This is a genomic window from Paenibacillus sp. CMAA1364, from assembly GCF_054373195.1.
This window is the reverse complement of the sequence record NZ_JBITNB010000004.1, coordinates 73489-89595: the sequence shown is the minus strand read 5'-3', so window position 1 is coordinate 89595 and position 16107 is coordinate 73489. Positions and strand designations below refer to the sequence as shown.

Sequence of the window (16107 nt, the reverse complement as noted above, 5' to 3'; positions counted from 1 at the left end):
AGTGTCCGTATAAATAACTAAATACCGGGGGTCTATATGTTTACAAATAAAGTGGTTCTAGTTACAGGTGGAACAGGGTCAATAGGCAGCGAGATTGTACGGAATATCTTATTATATAAACCCCAATCGGTAAGAATATACAGTAGGGATGAGAGTAAACAATTTGATCTACAACACGAACTGAAAGAATACTCGAATGTTAGGTATCTGATCGGTGACATAAGAGACAAGGAAAGATTAAGTTACGCTGCAGAGGGTGTGGATTATATCTTTCATGCAGCGGCACTGAAACATGTTCCTGCATGCGAATATAACCCAATGGAAGCAGTGAAGACGAATGTTCTAGGTGTCCAGAATATTATTGAAGTAGCAATTGAACACAATGTGGAGAAAGTGATCTCCATCAGTACAGATAAAGTTGTGAACCCGTCGAATACGATGGGTGCAACCAAGTTGCTATCTGAGAAGCTAATGTCTGCAGCGAATCTGTATAAGGGTAGTAAGCGTACAACGTTCGCTTGTGTAAGATTCGGAAATGTTATGGGTTCTAGGGGTTCAGTTATACCTTTGTTTAAGAATCAGATTATGCAAGGGCAAGAATTAACCATTACTCATAAAGAGATGACTCGATTTATGATGTCCATCCCCCAAGCAGTTCAACTTGTCCTTGAAGCGGCAAAATGTTGCTTAGGTGGAGAAGTGTTCGTATTGAAGATGCCAGTTCTTAGAATCATGGATTTAGCCATTTGTTTAATTCAATCGTACGAGAATGCCTCAGGCAAGACATTTACGGGCGGGATTACGGAGATCGGTATTAGACCTGGGGAGAAGCTATATGAGGAATTAATGACGCTTGAAGAATCCGAGCGGGCATTAGAGAATGAACAAATGTATATTGTTAAATCACCGTTTCATTCTCCGGAGGAAGTATATGATGGCTTCTGGAAAGCTAAGCATAGTGATTATTCATCAAGTCACGCTATTCAGTTATATATGGAAGATATTAAACAATTAATGAAAAAGTATAAGTTGGACTTCGAGGGCCGGCTTCTATGAGAGGCCAACAGAACTGTTTAGCTATTATCCCTGCTCGTGGTGGTTCAAAGGGGCTGCCACGCAAAAATATATTACCTTTGTATGGGAAGCCCTTAATCGAGTATAGCATTGAAGCTGCATTGAAATGTGGGTATATTGACGAAGTGGCAGTCTCCACCGATTGTGAAGAGATTGCAGTCATCTCTAGACAGGCGGGTGCGAGCGTCCCTTTTATGAGACCAGAGAACTTGGCTACAGATAGTGCCTCAACGATGGATGTTCTCAAACACACGGTTGGATTCTATGAGCAAGAATGTGATCGCCTTTTCGATAATATTATACTCTTACAACCTACTTCTCCACTTCGCAATGCTGTAGATGTTCAAGAAGCATATCGTATATTTATGGATCAAGAAGCGGACTCTCTTCAGAGTGTAGCTCTGACGGAAGCCCCTCCATATCTACTAAGAGAATTAGAAGGGGATATGCTTAGTTCTTATCTGAAGAATGATAGAGAAGATGTAAGACTGAGAAGACAAGAATTGAAGGATTCGTATGTTCTTAATGGCGCCATTTATATCGTAAGAAGAGATACTCTGATGAATGAGAATACCTTAGTAGGTCGTAAGAATTGCGGATATGTTATGCCTAGGAATAGATCCATTGATATCGATAGTGAATTCGATTTGAAATGGGCAGAATTTCTGTTAAAAGAAGCGCAATAAGAGGGAATCCTCGATATTAGGAGGCGTTGAGATGTCGATCCAAAGCTTTTTCTCTCATGACACAACCAGTAAGCGTCCCGTATATATCATAGCTGAGATCGGAGTCAATCATAATGGCTCGTTGGATCTTGCTACACAATGTATTGATCAAGCTGTTCTAGCTGGTGCAGATGCTGTGAAATTTCAGACTTTTAAAAGTGAGAATCTTGTCTCTAAGCACGCTAAGAAGGCAGCTTATCAGACTGAGAATACTGGAACAACTGAGAGTCAGTTGGAAATGCTTAAGAAGCTAGAACTCCAATTTGATGATTTCATATATTTGAAGAGTTATTGTGAGCATAAGGGGATAGACTTTCTATCCACACCGTTCGATGAGGAAAGCGCAGAGTTTCTCGATTCAATTGATATAGATGCATTCAAGATTGGTTCAGGAGACATGAACAATATTCCCTTTCTTCATAAGATAGATGAGTATGGAAGACCTGTTATCCTATCTACAGGGATGTCTAACATAGAAGAAATCAGCGAATCGATACATGTGTTTAAGAAGAGCAAGGTAATTCTATTACACTGTACTTCGGATTATCCTGCACCATTGGAAGATGTTAATCTATTGGCTATGAAAACGATGTCGAATACATTCAATACAATAACGGGATACTCTGATCATACGGCAGGTATTGAAGTTGCTATCGCCGCTACTGCTCTGGGTGCACAAATGATTGAGAAGCATTTCACGTTGGACCGCACACTTCCTGGACCTGATCATAAGGCTTCATTGGAACCAGTTGATTTCACCAAGATGGTAACTGCGATTCGTAATGTTGAACAAGCTTTAGGCGATGGAATCAAAAGATGCATGCCTTCAGAAGAGAATACCAAGGAAGTAGCTCGAAAAAGCATTGTAATGGCAACTAATAAAAAGGCAGGTCAACGATTAACAGTAGCTGATCTTAGCGTTAAACGACCTGGTACGGGGATCGAACCGAAATTCCTGTATGACGTGATAGGAAAAAGTCTATTAAAGGATCTACAGCAAGATGAGATGATCTCTTGGGACGATGTGACATGAAAAGGATACTAGTGGTATCAGGAACAAGGGCTGATTATGGAATATATTATCCGATATTACAAGCAATTGAGGCAGATCCATCACTGGAATTACATTTATTGATTACAGGAATGCATTTGTCACCTCAGCATGGATACACAGTCAATCTCATTAAAAACGACGGATTTCGTATATCTGCTCAAGTGGATACTTTGCTGCAAGGTGCGACACATGCGAACATGTCTCGAGGTATTGGCTTAGCGATCCTAGGAATGACACAATCCATAGAAGTGATTGAACCAGATGTCGTTATTGTACTAGGTGATCGAGGAGAAATGCTGGCAGCTTCTATCGTATCATCACATATGAACATTCCGCTTGTTCATTTACATGGCGGTGAGGTATCGGGTACCATTGACGAGTCTGTACGTCACGCGATCAGTAAGTTGGCACATATTCATCTAGTTGCAACAGAAGGTAGTAAAGAACGTCTGATCAAGCTTGGGGAAGATCCGTGGAGAATTCACTTAGTGGGTGCCCCTCGAATTGAAACGATGATGAATACCACGTTGCCTGAACTTGCCTGTACGCTGCTGAAATACAAAATTAATATTTCAACTAATAAATATATCCTATTTGCATATCATCCAGTCACTACATTGGCTACTGATCTTCTAGAGTTGAACCAAATGTTAGAAGTGTTATATGCGAGTGAAATGGACATCATTTGTGTTATGCCGAACTCAGATGCAGGCGCAGATACGATATTGGAAGTATACGATCGCTTTTTACGAAAGTATGGATCGGACAAGATACATTGTGTAACGAGTTTTGAACAATTAGACTATCTGACTATATTGAGACATGCTGAAGTATTGGTAGGGAACTCTTCGTCAGGTATTATAGAAGCAGCTTCTTATCATACGCCAGTAATTAACATTGGAAACAGACAGGGTAGAAGAGAAAGGTCAGCTAACGTAGTGGATATAACAGAGAATGGATCGGAGCTTCAATCCGCCGTAGATTATGTACTATCAAGCATATTTCAACAACGCGTTGAACTTGTAAATAACGTATACTACAGGGAGAATACAAGTAATTCTATTGTAGAAATATTAAAACAAATATCGAGTTCAGATGATGTTATACAAAAGACAATTACCTACTAAGGAGATGAGTCTTTGAGTTATATTGTCTATGGAGCCGGAGGACATGCTAAGGTTGTACTTGATATATTGCGCTCTTGTGATGAACAAGTCTATGGCATCATGGATGATTATTGCCAAGACATTCATTGGAACGGCTTGCCTAATCTAGGCACTTCTGCTCACGTTAGTCAGATTTTAATCCAATATCCAGAATCCCTATTTATTGTAGCAATTGGGGATAACGATGTTAGGGAAAGAATTGTTGCTCAATTGAAATGTGTTGGTGTTAATTTTGGTAAAGCTATCCACAGAAGTGCAATCCTCGGTTCCAATGTCTCTATTGGTGAAGGCACGGTAGTTATGCCTAATGTTGTCATTAATGCGGATGCCTATATTGAGGAACACGCTATTATTAATACTGCAGCTACAATAGACCATGATTGTTTCATTGAATCATTTGCACATATTTCACCAGGCGTACATATGGCCGGTGGAGTTAAGATTGGGCGTAGCAGTCACGTTGGTATTGGTGCCTGCCTTATTCCGTGTGTGAGGGTAGGTGCACATACAACGATTGGAGCCGCTTCGTGTGTTATACGTGATGTGCCAAGTCATGTAATAGCTGTTGGGTGTCCTGCACAAGTTATTAAAAACCTATAAAGCTAAGGGATGAAATGAAATGTCTAATCGAAACAGAATTTATTTATCATCACCACATATGAGTGGGCTAGAGCAACAATACATTAACGAAGCGTTCGAGACGAATTGGATTGCACCTCTTGGAACAAATGTAAACGCCTTGGAGATTGAAGTAGCAAGCTATGCTGGCAGCATGGGAGCAGTTGCTTTAAGTTCAGGAACGGCTGCTATTCATTTGGCTTTAGTACTACTGGAAGTTGGAAGAGATGATATCGTGTTTTGTTCCTCGTTAACTTTTGTAGCCAGCGCCAATCCAATTCTATATCAAGGGGCAACTCCTGTATTTATTGACTCTGAACCGGATAGTTGGAATATGTCACCAGATGCACTTGAACGAGCTCTTAGCCTATATGCTAGTAAGGGAAAGAGACCCAAAGCTGTGATCGTGGTCAATCTATATGGGCAAAGTGCTAATTATGATCGAATTATGGCAATATGTGACACCTATGAAGTAGCGATTGTGGAAGATGCAGCTGAATCCCTTGGAGCTACTTATGGCCAGAAGATGAGCGGATCGATAGGGAAGTACGGTATTTTTTCATTTAACGGAAATAAGATTATTACAACCTCCGGTGGCGGTATGCTAGTATCTGAAGATATGAATCAATTAGAGAAGGCTAGATTCTTTGCTACACAGGCTAGGGATCAAGCTAAACACTATCAACATAGTCAAAGCGGTTATAATTATAGATTAAGCAATGTATTAGCGGGTATAGGACGAGGTCAATTACAAGTATTGAATGAACGCATTTCTCAGAAAAGGCAAATATTCGAATTATATCAACAATCCTTATCCATGATTAATGGTATTGAGTTCATGCCAGAGACGGATGATGGTAAGTCTACGCGTTGGTTGACAGCTATGCTAATGGACCCGATCAAGACCGGCGTGGTCGTTGAGCAAGTGATTGATCATTTGGAAAAATTCAATATTGAATCACGTCCAGTGTGGAAGCCGTTGCATATGCAGCCGCTATTTGAGAATACGGATTATTTCACACATGAACTTGGTCGGGACGTAAGTTCTGAGTTGTTCAATAACGGAATTTGTCTACCTTCTGATACTAAATTGAATCAAGAGGATCAAATGTACGTTATTGAACGAATAATAGAATGTTTTAACAATTAGAGGAGTCTTCAAATGGCAAAGGATTATAATTTCACAATGGGTGGACATCCCAATATATACAACGGTTATTCACCAAGAGATTTAAATGTATATTTTTCAGAACCAGAGAATGGAATAAATAAGGATACTGGACTACTATTGTTCATCCCTGGGTTTGGAGCACATGCTAATTCAAATGTTTATCGAAAGATGCGATCAAATTTTGCGGATCAATATAATCTAGTGACCATACAATGCGACTATTTCGGATGGGAATTTATGCAGTCTGAAAGACTGCCGGAATCTAAGCACAATTTCAATGATATGGGTATCATGCAAGCTTTAGATAATATTACTGCAATCACAGCAATCGTAGAGATTATTAAAGATAATGGGATGACATTTAACGTAGGAAAGGTTATTGCATATGGTCATTCACATGGGGCATATTTAACGTACTTATGTAATATTTTTGCTCCGGGCTTATTTACACTTATGATTGATAATTCAGCATGGTTATTCCCATCTTATATTTTGGATAATAGAGTGCTTCATATCAATGGTGTCATCTATGAATTTAATTATATGGCCGGGAATATCATTCAAGACGTAGAAATATTAAATTTACCGACCATTAGTATGGGGCTACATAACCAATGTTCTATTTATTCATTTCATGGTGCTAACGACAATATTATTACACTTATGGATAAAAGAGACTTTTGTGCAACGATGAACAACTGCGAGCTACATGAAATTTCAGACCGAGAAGTTGATGGTGAAATCTTCAAGTCTAGTTCCCATGGACTAGAAGCGGACTTCCTATTATTGTTTGATCACGTAATACAGAATCCAAATATCCAATTTTCATATAAAGAACTACTCTCGATCGATAGTCACCGTATAGAGACTTCTATGTATATCTATGATTTTGATTATAGTAAAAGCATTCCATTGCTAAAGATGTATCCAAAGAAATAACATGATATGTAATAGATTTTTAATTTGACATGCCCTTCCTTATAATGTTATATTCCTAAAGTAAGCGCTTGCTTACGTCATTTTTTAAAACGAAGGGAATGTTATGTATGCAAGGTAAAGTGAAATGGTTCAACGCAGAAAAAGGGTATGGTTTCTTAGAAACAAGTGAGGGTAATGACGTATTCATACATTTCTCTGCGATTCAATCTGAAGGATTCAAATCACTAGATGAAGGTCAAGAAGTTGAATTCGACGTTGTTGATGGAGCTCGTGGACCACAAGCAGCTAACGTAACTAAATTATAATTCGTACGGCAATTGCCGAACCAATATAGTTGAAATATTAATTATAGTTGAATGAATAGAGTACAGACCCTGGATACTTCCAGGGTCTGTATTGTTTGTTTGATAAGATAGATATTAAATTTTTCTGAACAATTCTAAGGGTTCTCAAAGTTTGTTACTACATATAAATCACCCTTTTACTTCCCGTTAACGATTGTGTTATAATGAATTTGCAAAGGAGGAGTGCCTTATGAATTTCAGTATTCGTGGTCAACAGATTGAGGTAACAAGTGCTTTGAAGGAGTATGTTGATAAAAAACTCAGCAGGCTTACGAAGTATTTTGATGAACCATTGATGACAGATGGTAATGTTACTTTAGGTGCTAATCGAGGGTTACACAGGGTAGAGGTAACTATCCCATTGCCAGGGCTTATGCTTCGCGCGGAAGATCATAGTGATGATATGTATTCATCGATTGATGCCGTTGTGGACAAGCTTGAACGTCAGATTCGCAAACACAAGACGAAGCTCAACCGTAAGTTCCGCCAGGCTGGAAGTCTAAAGACATTATTTGCTGAAGGATCGGCAGCATCAGGTTCGATTGTCAATGGTGACATTGAAGACGAATTGGAAGTTGTGCGTACCAAAAGTTTCTTCTTCAAACCTATGGATGTGGAAGAGGCAATCCTGCAAATGAATATGATTGGACATAATTTCTTCGTATTTTCTAATATCGATAATGAAGCAGTAAATGTAGTGTATAAGCGTAATGATGGTAAATATGGTCTGATTGAACAGAGCTAATTATACGATCGTCATATGAATTTAAACAACCCTGTCCGCGCAACGGATGGGGTTGTTTGTGCGTATCTATTATAGAAACATACGAGGTGTCTATCTGATAGTTCATTCTTATAGTAGAAAGTGTTATAGTTATTCAATGGTAACGTGGAGACAACCTGTGTTGCGGCATTGGGTTCAAACTGTTACAATTTATGCAAACAATCTTTTAAGGAATCAATTTCATTATTAACCCTCGGAGTTATGAAGTTGGTTCAACCATCTGTTTTGAACGAAAGGGGTTAACCATGTTAGGACTTGTAAAGAAAATATTCGGTGACATCAACGAACGTGATGTCAAGCGTCTTATGAAGACGGTCGAACTAATCAACCAAATGGAACCACAATTTGTAGCACTCACGGATGAACAACTGAAAGCTAAGACAGAGGAATTTCGCGCTCGCCTTGAAAAGGGTGAATCGATAGATGAGCTTTTGCCAGAAGCATTTGCTACGGTGAGAGAAGCTTCCAAGCGTACGCTCCAAATGCGCCACTTCGATGTACAGTTAGTGGGCGGTATGGCACTTCATGAAGGTAGAATTGCTGAGATGAAGACGGGTGAAGGTAAGACACTAGTAGGAACGCTTCCCGTGTATCTGAACGCACTATTGGGTAAAGGTGTGCACGTCGTTACTGTCAATGATTATCTAGCACAACGTGATAGTGAGCAAATGGGAATTATATATGAATTTCTTGGATTAACTGTTGGTGTTAATATGAATGGTATGGATCATGCAGATAAGCAAATTGCTTATGCCTGTGATATAACCTATGGTACGAATAATGAATTTGGCTTCGATTATCTACGTGACAATATGGTGTTGTATAAAGAACAAATGGTACAACGTCCATTGTATTTCTGTGTAATCGATGAGGTCGATTCTATTCTGGTGGATGAAGCGCGGACACCGTTAATTATTTCGGGACAAGCTGAGAAGTCTACAGAACTGTATTACACAGCAGATCGCTTTGTGAAGCGTCTAGTGGGTGAAGAGGACTACACGGTAGATATTAAGGTGAAGTCTGTTGCGCTTACGGAGGTAGGAGCAGGTAAGGCAGAGAAGGCGTTCGGTATTGAGAACCTATATGATCATGAGAACGTAACGTTGAATCACCATATCGTACAAGCACTCAAGGCGAATGTTATCATGCGTCTGGATGTCGACTACGTAGTGGCGGAAGAAGAAGTTATGATCGTAGATGAATTCACGGGGCGTCTGATGCAAGGTCGTCGTTATAGTGATGGATTACATCAAGCGATTGAAGCCAAGGAAGGCTTAGAAGTGCAGAACGAGAGTATGACACTTGCAACGATTACATTCCAGAACTACTTCCGTATGTACCGCAAGCTAGCGGGTATGACAGGTACAGCGAAGACAGAGGAAGAAGAATTTAAGAAGATCTATGGCTTAGAAGTTCTACAAGTGCCAACGAATAAGCCGAATCAACGTCAAGATATGCCTGATATCGTCTATAAGAGTGAGAAGGGTAAATTCATGGCCGTTGTTGATGAGATTGTTGAGCGTCATAAGAATAATCAGCCGATCTTGGTCGGAACGATCTCAATCGAGAATTCAGAGCTTGTCTCTGAAATGTTGAAGCGAAAAGGCGTGACGCATCGCGTACTTAATGCGAAGTATCATGCGGAAGAAGCAGAGATCGTATCTCAAGCAGGACAACCAGGTACTGTAACGATTGCTACCAATATGGCAGGCCGAGGAACGGATATTATATTAGGAAATGGTGTGCCAGAAGTTGGTGGATTGCATATCATTGGTACAGAGCGTCATGAATCCCGTCGTATTGACAATCAGCTCCGTGGTCGTGCAGGACGTCAAGGTGATCCTGGATCTACACAATTCTACTTATCTTTAGGCGATGAATTGATGAAGCGTTTCGGCGCGGATAATGTGCTGAATATGATGGATCGTCTTGGATTCGAGGAAGATCAGCCAATTGAGAGTAAGATGATTACGCGTGCGGTTGAATCTGCACAGAAGCGTGTAGAAGGAAATAACTTCGATGCACGTAAAAACGTACTTCAATATGATGACGTAATGAATCAGCAACGTGAGATTATTTATAAGCAACGCCGCGAGATTCTCGAATCAGAGAATATCAAAGGTGTTGTCATGGAAATGATCAAAGGTGTCGTGGATAGAGTCGTTATGGCACACTGTGCCGACGATATACCAGAGAACTGGGAACTACAAGAAGTTGCGGATTACATGAACAGTAAGCTTTTGGAAGAAGGATCGATTACTACAGAAGACCTTTGGGGTAAAGAAGTAGAAGATATGATCGAATATATCTATAGTCGCATAGTTACGAAGTATGACGAACGTGAGGAACGTATTGGTTCTGAGCTTGTACGTGAATTCGAGAAGGTTATTGTACTTCGTTCTGTCGATAGTAAATGGATGAATCATATTGATGCGATGGATCAGCTTCGTCAAGGAATTCATTTACGTGCATATGGTGGTACAGATCCGTTGCGTGAATATCAATTTGAAGGCTTCCAAATGTTCAATGAGATGACAGCAAATATACAAGAAGAAGTCTCTAATTACATTATGAAAGCTCAGATTGAAGGTAACCAAGAACGTCAAGCGGTCGTTGATGAATCTAAAGTGTCTACAAATGCTGAACCGGTGGATAAGAATCCGGTACGTGTGGGTGAGCAGATTGGTCGTAATGATCCATGCCCATGTGGTAGTGGTAAGAAGTTCAAACAGTGTCACGGTCAATAAGTAATAGTTAGCTTGAGATAGCCATAGTAAAGGGCTGGATCACAGCATTAAGATTCCCTCAATGGTTGGAGGTTCTATCGTTACGTTCATTCTCGGCAAGGGACTATGAGCGTGTACAGGTGAACCTTCTGAATTGGGGGATTTTATGGTAGTATAGAGCGAAATCAATAATGTAGAGGTGACTAGAAATGATTGATCCAAGTATAAGACATGATCTTCGAGACATGAGCAATAAATTAACGAACCTTAGGGGGTCTCTTTGACTTAGATATTAAGCAAGAGATGATTGCCAATTTCGAAGAGAAGATGGCCGCACCTGACTTCTGGGATGACACAGAGAAGGCGCAAAGCTTGATTGCAGAACTTAATGTAGTGAGATCGTCCATTGATGAATATGCGAAGCTCCAAAGCGAGTACGATGATATTGAAATGATGGCAGAGCTAGTCGATGATGAGGAAGATGTATCCTTATTCGCTGAGATAACGGAGTCTGTATTGCAACTTAAGAAGAAGTTAGCTGAATTTGAGCTAGGGCTTCTACTAAGTGAACCATATGATAAGATGAACGCTATTCTGGAGCTTCACCCTGGAGCTGGTGGTACAGAATCTCAAGACTGGGGAGAGATGCTTCTACGTATGTATACACGTTGGGCAGATAAGCGGGGCTTCAAGGTCGAGACGATGGACTATTTAGCGGGGGACGAAGCAGGTATCAAGAGCGTCACCTTGTTAATCAAAGGGTTCAATGCGTATGGCTATCTCAAAGCAGAGAAAGGTGTACATCGTTTGGTACGAATTTCACCTTTTGATTCTTCAGGAAGACGCCATACGTCGTTTGTGTCCTGTGATGTTGTACCAGAGATTACAGAAGATGCAGAGGTAGAGATTCGCACGGAGGATTTGAAGGTCGATACATTCCGTGCTACGGGAGCTGGAGGACAGCATATCAATACGACGGATTCAGCCGTACGTATTACACATATTCCATCGGGTATCGTTGTAGCGAGTCAGGCGGAACGTTCTCAGATCAAGAACCGTAACTGGGCGATGACTGCACTTCGTTCTAAGTTAGTAGAGCGTAAGCTCGAAGAACAACGTTTGGAGTTGGCAGAGATTAGAGGGGAACACTCTGACATTGCTTGGGGAAGTCAGATTCGCTCCTATGTATTCCATCCCTATAGTATGGTGAAGGATCACCGTACTACCGTAGAGACAGGGAATATAGGCGCCGTTATGGACGGAGATATCAATATGTTCATTGATGGATTTCTGCGCAGTCAACTTAAAGTGACTGAAACTGAATAATAGATATGAGAATTCCTACACGTTCAAATTGTGTAGGGATTTTTTCACATGAGGAATGAAAGGGGAGCAACACCATATGGCATCACCAACACTTAATCGTAGATCCAAAGCGTTCATTCCTGCAAATGGACGGGCAAGACATGTATTTGACACGATATGTATTATAGTTGGATCTTTTATTATATCGATAGGATTCAATTTATTCTTCCTCCCAAATGGCATTGCTTCTGGCGGCGTTTCTGGTCTTTCCGTGCTGGGCAAAGCTTGGCTGGGGTTAGAACCTGCCTTTACGCAATGGGCTTTCAATATCCCGTTATTCATATTGGGCATTGTGTTGTTAGGTAAAGAATATGGCGTTCGCTCTTTGCTAGGGAGTATTATCTTACCACTATTCGTATTCTTGACGAAGGATTACCCTATACCCACGGCTAACCCTTTGTTAGCTTCTATATATGGTGGGATTTGTGTTGGGCTTGGGTTAGGACTCGTATTTCGTGGACGTGGATCAACAGGTGGATTGACCATTCTAGCACAAGTGATTCAGAAAGTAAGTGGACTTAGCTTCTCTTTTTGTGTCGTGGCGTTGGATGGAGCGGTTATTATTCTAGCAGCATTCGTAATGACAATGGAACAAGCGCTGTATGCATTAGTTGCCTTGTATATCACGGGTAAGGTAATAGATGTTGTAGAGCTTGGCTTCAATTACACCAAGGTTGCCTACATCATTTCTAAGCATACAGATCATATCGCAACAACTATTCTTCAAGATCTAGATCGTGGATTAACGAAGCTGAATGCACAAGGTGGATTTACAGGTGATGATCGCACGGTTCTGATGGTAGTCGTTGGCCAGAGTGAAGTAACAAGGTTGAAGACATTGGTTCAGAGTGTAGATGCAGATGCCTTTGTTATTATTACGAACGCACATGAGGTACTCGGGGAAGGATTTAAGCGACAGATGTAGAATGCAAGAAAGTGGTATTGGTCTTCATGGGAATATGACGTGTAATGGAATAAAACACTGTTGTATTTATATGAATACCTCTGTATAATAATACATACTATTCAAGGGATACCGTTTATGTTCGACAAGAGAGGGGATACGGAATAATGACAGTGAATACTAAGATGAGAGTGGCGATTATTGGTTCAACAGGATATGGCGGAGTAGAATTGATCCGCTTGCTACAAGGACATCCCAAAGTAAATATAACTTCTGTTATTTCGACGTCTAGTGCAGGGGTCTCTATTGCACAAGGCTTTCCACATCTAACGAATATTGTGGAGCAAGAATTGGACGATTTAGACATAGAGACGATCGCAAGAAATGCTGATGTTGTGTTCACAGCGACACCGTCAGGGATAAGTACACCCTTAGTACCGAAGTTACTTCAAGCGGGGCTTAAGGTGATAGATTTATCTGGTGATTTCCGTATCAGGAATGGGGAGTTGTTTGAAGAGTGGTATAAACTTCCCGCAGCAGACCCTGCCTATATTGAGCAGGCCGTGTACGGGCTTAGTGAAGTGTATGGTGATTTAGTAGAAGGTGTAGATTTTGTATCTAATCCGGGATGTTTCCCCACCGCCACACTTCTAGGATTGATCCCAGCCGTTGAAGCGGGTTGGATTGATCTATCCAGCATTATTATTGATGCGAAGTCTGGCGTGTCGGGTGCAGGTCGAGGTACCAATCTAACGACGCATTACGCTGAGATTAATGAGAACTTACGAGCATATAAAGTAAATAGGCATCAGCATATACCTGAAATTGAGCAGGTGCTTGGCGACGTATCGGGTGAAAAGGTGACGGTCACGTTCACAACGCATTTGGTACCGATGACGCGAGGAATTATGAGTACGATGTATGCAAAAGTGTCTGGAGAGCATACGCAAGCAGAGTTCGTTGAGTTGTATCGTGATTATTACAAAGGGCGACCTTTTGTTCGAGTGAGAGATCATGGGGTATGGCCAGCGACGAAGGAAGTAACAGGTTCGAATTATTGTGACATGGGTTTCATGTTGGATGAGCGGACGGGAAGAATCACGATCATCTCCGTCATAGATAACATTGTAAAAGGCGCTTCGGGCCAAGCAATTCAAAATTTAAACCTGATGATGGGATGGGAGGAGAATCTCGGCTTAGGTTACACACCCGTGTATCCTTAAGTTCGAGAGATAATCTATGGAACGAGATATGATTTCAATAGAGCAAGCTAACGAGCTAGTCCAATATATAGTGTTAGAAAGTGGTTCAGTTACGACGCCTAAGGGCTTTAGCGCAGGTGGAGTGCATTGTGGTCTCAAAAAGACAGATCGCCACGACATAGGTGCGATTGTGTGTGATGTGGTGGCAACAGCTGCGGCGGTGTATACTACGAGCGTGTTTCAAGCGGCACCACTGAAGGTGACGCGCGAGAGTCTTATGGACGGCAAGTTACGTGCCGTTGTTGTCAATAGTGGCAACGCCAACGCTTGTACAGGGCAACAAGGTGAAGCCGATGCCTATGATATGCGGGCGGCGATGGCGAAGCAGCTTGGCGTGGCGGAGCAGGATGTGGCTGTTGCGTCGACGGGTGTGATCGGCGAAGTGCTGAAGATGGACTGCGTACACGCGGGCATCGAGGCATTGCCGGCACGTCTGAGACAAGACGAAGTCGGCGCGGAGGACTTCTCACAAGCGATCCTCACCACGGATTTGGTGAAGAAGGAAGCTTGTGTATCTGTAATTGTGGATGGTAAGGAGATTGTTATTGCTGGAGCTGCAAAGGGATCAGGCATGATCCATCCGAACATGGCAACCATGTTGGCATTTATGACCACGGATGCCAATATTGAACAAGAAGCGCTCCAACAACTGATGCGACAAGCTACGGATCTTACGTTCAATATGATTACAGTAGATGGGGATACAAGTACGAATGACATGCTCATTACGATGGCGAGCGGACTGGCAGACAATGAGAGTCTGAACCCATCTCATCCCGATTGGGCTAACTTCGCAGATGCCTTTACTTATGTGTGTCAGAAGTTAGCAATGGCTATCGCGCGTGATGGCGAAGGTGCTACTAGATTGGTAGAGGTTGTCGTACATGGGGCAGTTAGCGACAGCTCCGCACGAGTCATTGCGAAGACGGTGGTAGGTTCAAGTCTAGTGAAATCTGCGGTATTTGGAGCCGATGCCAACTGGGGCAGAATCATCGCTGCAGTGGGGCGAGCGGGAGAACCAGTGAACCCAGATTGCGTCGATATCCAGCTCGGATCGATTTCGGTACTTGAAGGTTCACGACCGGTTGCCTTTGATGAAGAGGTAGCATTGGCATATTTAAAAGGTGATACTGTGCGTATTTTTGTCGACTTGCATGGCGGTCAAGGGAAAGCGACAGCATGGGGTTGCGATTTAACATATGATTATGTGCGAATTAACGCGGCATATCGAACTTGATTGGAATAGTTAATTTGGATTAGTTGCATAATCTGCATCTAATGTAGCAAGAACACAAGAAAATTGAGAAATAGTTGCACAAAGTACAGTTAAAGTAGCCCTAATCGCACGAATGAGGAACTTCAAGTAATTTAGATGCATGTTTTGCAACTAAAGATTAGATTAGTGGAGTTGGAGCGAATTTAAGTGCACTTTAGGACACTATTGGTGTTGGCGCTGATCGTGGCACAACAAAATAGCTGATGACAGCAGGTGTGCGTGGTTTAGTTGCATAATCTGCATCTAATGTAGCAAGAACACAAGGAAATTGAGAAATAGTTGCACAAAGTACAGTTAAAATAGCCCTAATCGCACGAATGAAGAACTTTGAGTAATTTAGATGCATGTTTTGCAACTAAAGATTAGATTAGTGGAGTTGGAGCGAATTTAAGTGCACTTTAGGACACTATTGGTGTTGGCGCTGATCGTGGCACAACAAAATAGCTGATGACAGCAGGTGTGCCTGGTTTAGTTGCAGAATCTGCATCTAATGTAACAGGAACGCAAGGAAAATGAGAAATAGTTGCACAAAGTACAGTTAAAATAGCCCTAATCGCACGAATGAGGAACTTTGAGTAATTTAGATGTACGTTTTGCAACTAAAGATTAGATTGGTGGAGTTGGAGCGAATTTAAGTGCACTTTAGCCCACTATTGGTGATGGCGCGGATCGCACACAATAATCGGGCTGATGACAGCA

The 16107-nt window shown here is 41.6% G+C and carries 14 protein-coding genes; all 14 read left to right on the top strand.

Annotated elements, in window-relative coordinates; genetic code table 11:
• Nucleotides 1–36 precede the first annotated feature (36 nt).
• The 14 genes from ACH8E3_RS04935 (at nt 37) to argJ (ending at nt 15369) form a co-directional block, all read left to right on the top strand.
• Nucleotides 37–1056 carry a UDP-N-acetylglucosamine 4,6-dehydratase family protein gene (locus tag ACH8E3_RS04935; RefSeq protein WP_458631501.1) on the top strand — a complete coding sequence of 340 codons (1020 nt, stop codon included), beginning with the start codon at nt 37–39 and terminating at the stop codon, nt 1054–1056.
• Complete coding sequence (locus tag ACH8E3_RS04930) at nt 1053–1760, top strand: acylneuraminate cytidylyltransferase family protein (RefSeq protein WP_458631500.1); 708 nt, start codon at nt 1053–1055, stop codon at nt 1758–1760. Before ACH8E3_RS04935 ends, ACH8E3_RS04930 begins: the two co-directional genes overlap by 4 nt.
• Before the next feature lie 31 nt (nt 1761–1791).
• Complete coding sequence (gene neuB, locus ACH8E3_RS04925) at nt 1792–2832, top strand: N-acetylneuraminate synthase (protein ID WP_458631499.1); 1041 nt, start codon at nt 1792–1794, stop codon at nt 2830–2832.
• Nucleotides 2829–3980 (top strand): UDP-N-acetylglucosamine 2-epimerase, encoded by a 1152-nt coding sequence (gene neuC / locus ACH8E3_RS04920; protein ID WP_458631498.1) that lies wholly within the window; start codon nt 2829–2831, stop codon nt 3978–3980. Before neuB ends, neuC begins: the two co-directional genes overlap by 4 nt.
• A 12-nt stretch (nt 3981–3992) precedes the next feature.
• Nucleotides 3993–4619 carry an acetyltransferase gene (locus ACH8E3_RS04915; RefSeq protein ID WP_458631497.1) on the top strand — a complete coding sequence of 209 codons (627 nt, stop codon included), beginning with the start codon at nt 3993–3995 and terminating at the stop codon, nt 4617–4619.
• A 19-nt stretch (nt 4620–4638) separates the two neighbouring features.
• Complete coding sequence (locus ACH8E3_RS04910) at nt 4639–5787, top strand: DegT/DnrJ/EryC1/StrS family aminotransferase (RefSeq protein WP_458631496.1); 1149 nt, start codon at nt 4639–4641, stop codon at nt 5785–5787.
• A 12-nt stretch (nt 5788–5799) separates the two neighbouring features.
• The gene (locus tag ACH8E3_RS04905; RefSeq protein WP_458631495.1) at nt 5800–6747 is read left to right on the top strand and encodes a DUF2920 family protein; all 948 of its coding nucleotides are present in this window, start codon (nt 5800–5802) and stop codon (nt 6745–6747) included.
• 107 nt (nt 6748–6854) lie between these two features.
• Nucleotides 6855–7052, top strand: a complete 198-nt coding sequence (locus ACH8E3_RS04900) for a cold shock domain-containing protein (RefSeq protein WP_458631494.1) — start codon at nt 6855–6857, stop codon at nt 7050–7052.
• Between the two features lie 229 nt (nt 7053–7281).
• On the top strand, nt 7282–7836 hold the full coding sequence (gene hpf / locus ACH8E3_RS04895) for a ribosome hibernation-promoting factor, HPF/YfiA family (protein ID WP_458631493.1): 555 nt from the start codon (nt 7282–7284) through the stop codon (nt 7834–7836).
• A 284-nt stretch (nt 7837–8120) separates the two neighbouring features.
• On the top strand, nt 8121–10622 hold the full coding sequence (secA, locus tag ACH8E3_RS04890) for a preprotein translocase subunit SecA (protein ID WP_458631492.1): 2502 nt from the start codon (nt 8121–8123) through the stop codon (nt 10620–10622).
• Between the two features lie 188 nt (nt 10623–10810).
• Nucleotides 10811–11927 (top strand): peptide chain release factor 2 gene (gene prfB, locus ACH8E3_RS04885; RefSeq protein ID WP_458631491.1). Its coding sequence is split into 2 segments (ribosomal slippage): nt 10811–10882 and nt 10884–11927, totalling 1116 coding nucleotides; the frame shifts between segments, so codons are not numbered across the junction.
• Nucleotides 11928–12003: 76 nt separating this feature from the next.
• A complete protein-coding gene (locus tag ACH8E3_RS04880; protein WP_458631490.1) occupies nt 12004–12891 on the top strand; it encodes a YitT family protein in 888 nt (295 codons plus the stop codon).
• A 146-nt stretch (nt 12892–13037) separates the two neighbouring features.
• Nucleotides 13038–14093 carry an N-acetyl-gamma-glutamyl-phosphate reductase gene (gene argC / locus ACH8E3_RS04875; RefSeq protein ID WP_458631489.1) on the top strand — a complete coding sequence of 352 codons (1056 nt, stop codon included), beginning with the start codon at nt 13038–13040 and terminating at the stop codon, nt 14091–14093.
• 28 nt (nt 14094–14121) lie between these two features.
• Nucleotides 14122–15369: a bifunctional glutamate N-acetyltransferase/amino-acid acetyltransferase ArgJ gene (argJ, locus tag ACH8E3_RS04870; protein ID WP_458631592.1), complete on the top strand. Its 1248-nt coding sequence runs from the start codon at nt 14122–14124 to the stop codon at nt 15367–15369.
• The last annotated feature ends 738 nt before the right edge of the window (nt 15370–16107 follow it).

Coding starts and splice junctions, on each gene's coding strand:
- ACH8E3_RS04905 (WP_458631495.1), top strand. CDS start 5,800: ATGGCAAAGGATTATAATTTCACAATGGGTGGACATCCCAATATATAC.
- ACH8E3_RS04935 (WP_458631501.1), top strand. CDS start 37: ATGTTTACAAATAAAGTGGTTCTAGTTACAGGTGGAACAGGGTCAATA.
- ACH8E3_RS04930 (WP_458631500.1), top strand. CDS start 1,053: ATGAGAGGCCAACAGAACTGTTTAGCTATTATCCCTGCTCGTGGTGGT.
- hpf (WP_458631493.1), top strand. CDS start 7,282: ATGAATTTCAGTATTCGTGGTCAACAGATTGAGGTAACAAGTGCTTTG.
- neuC (WP_458631498.1), top strand. CDS start 2,829: ATGAAAAGGATACTAGTGGTATCAGGAACAAGGGCTGATTATGGAATA.
- argJ (WP_458631592.1), top strand. CDS start 14,122: ATGATTTCAATAGAGCAAGCTAACGAGCTAGTCCAATATATAGTGTTA.
- neuB (WP_458631499.1), top strand. CDS start 1,792: ATGTCGATCCAAAGCTTTTTCTCTCATGACACAACCAGTAAGCGTCCC.
- ACH8E3_RS04910 (WP_458631496.1), top strand. CDS start 4,639: ATGTCTAATCGAAACAGAATTTATTTATCATCACCACATATGAGTGGG.
- secA (WP_458631492.1), top strand. CDS start 8,121: ATGTTAGGACTTGTAAAGAAAATATTCGGTGACATCAACGAACGTGAT.
- ACH8E3_RS04900 (WP_458631494.1), top strand. CDS start 6,855: ATGCAAGGTAAAGTGAAATGGTTCAACGCAGAAAAAGGGTATGGTTTC.
- argC (WP_458631489.1), top strand. CDS start 13,038: ATGACAGTGAATACTAAGATGAGAGTGGCGATTATTGGTTCAACAGGA.
- ACH8E3_RS04880 (WP_458631490.1), top strand. CDS start 12,004: ATGGCATCACCAACACTTAATCGTAGATCCAAAGCGTTCATTCCTGCA.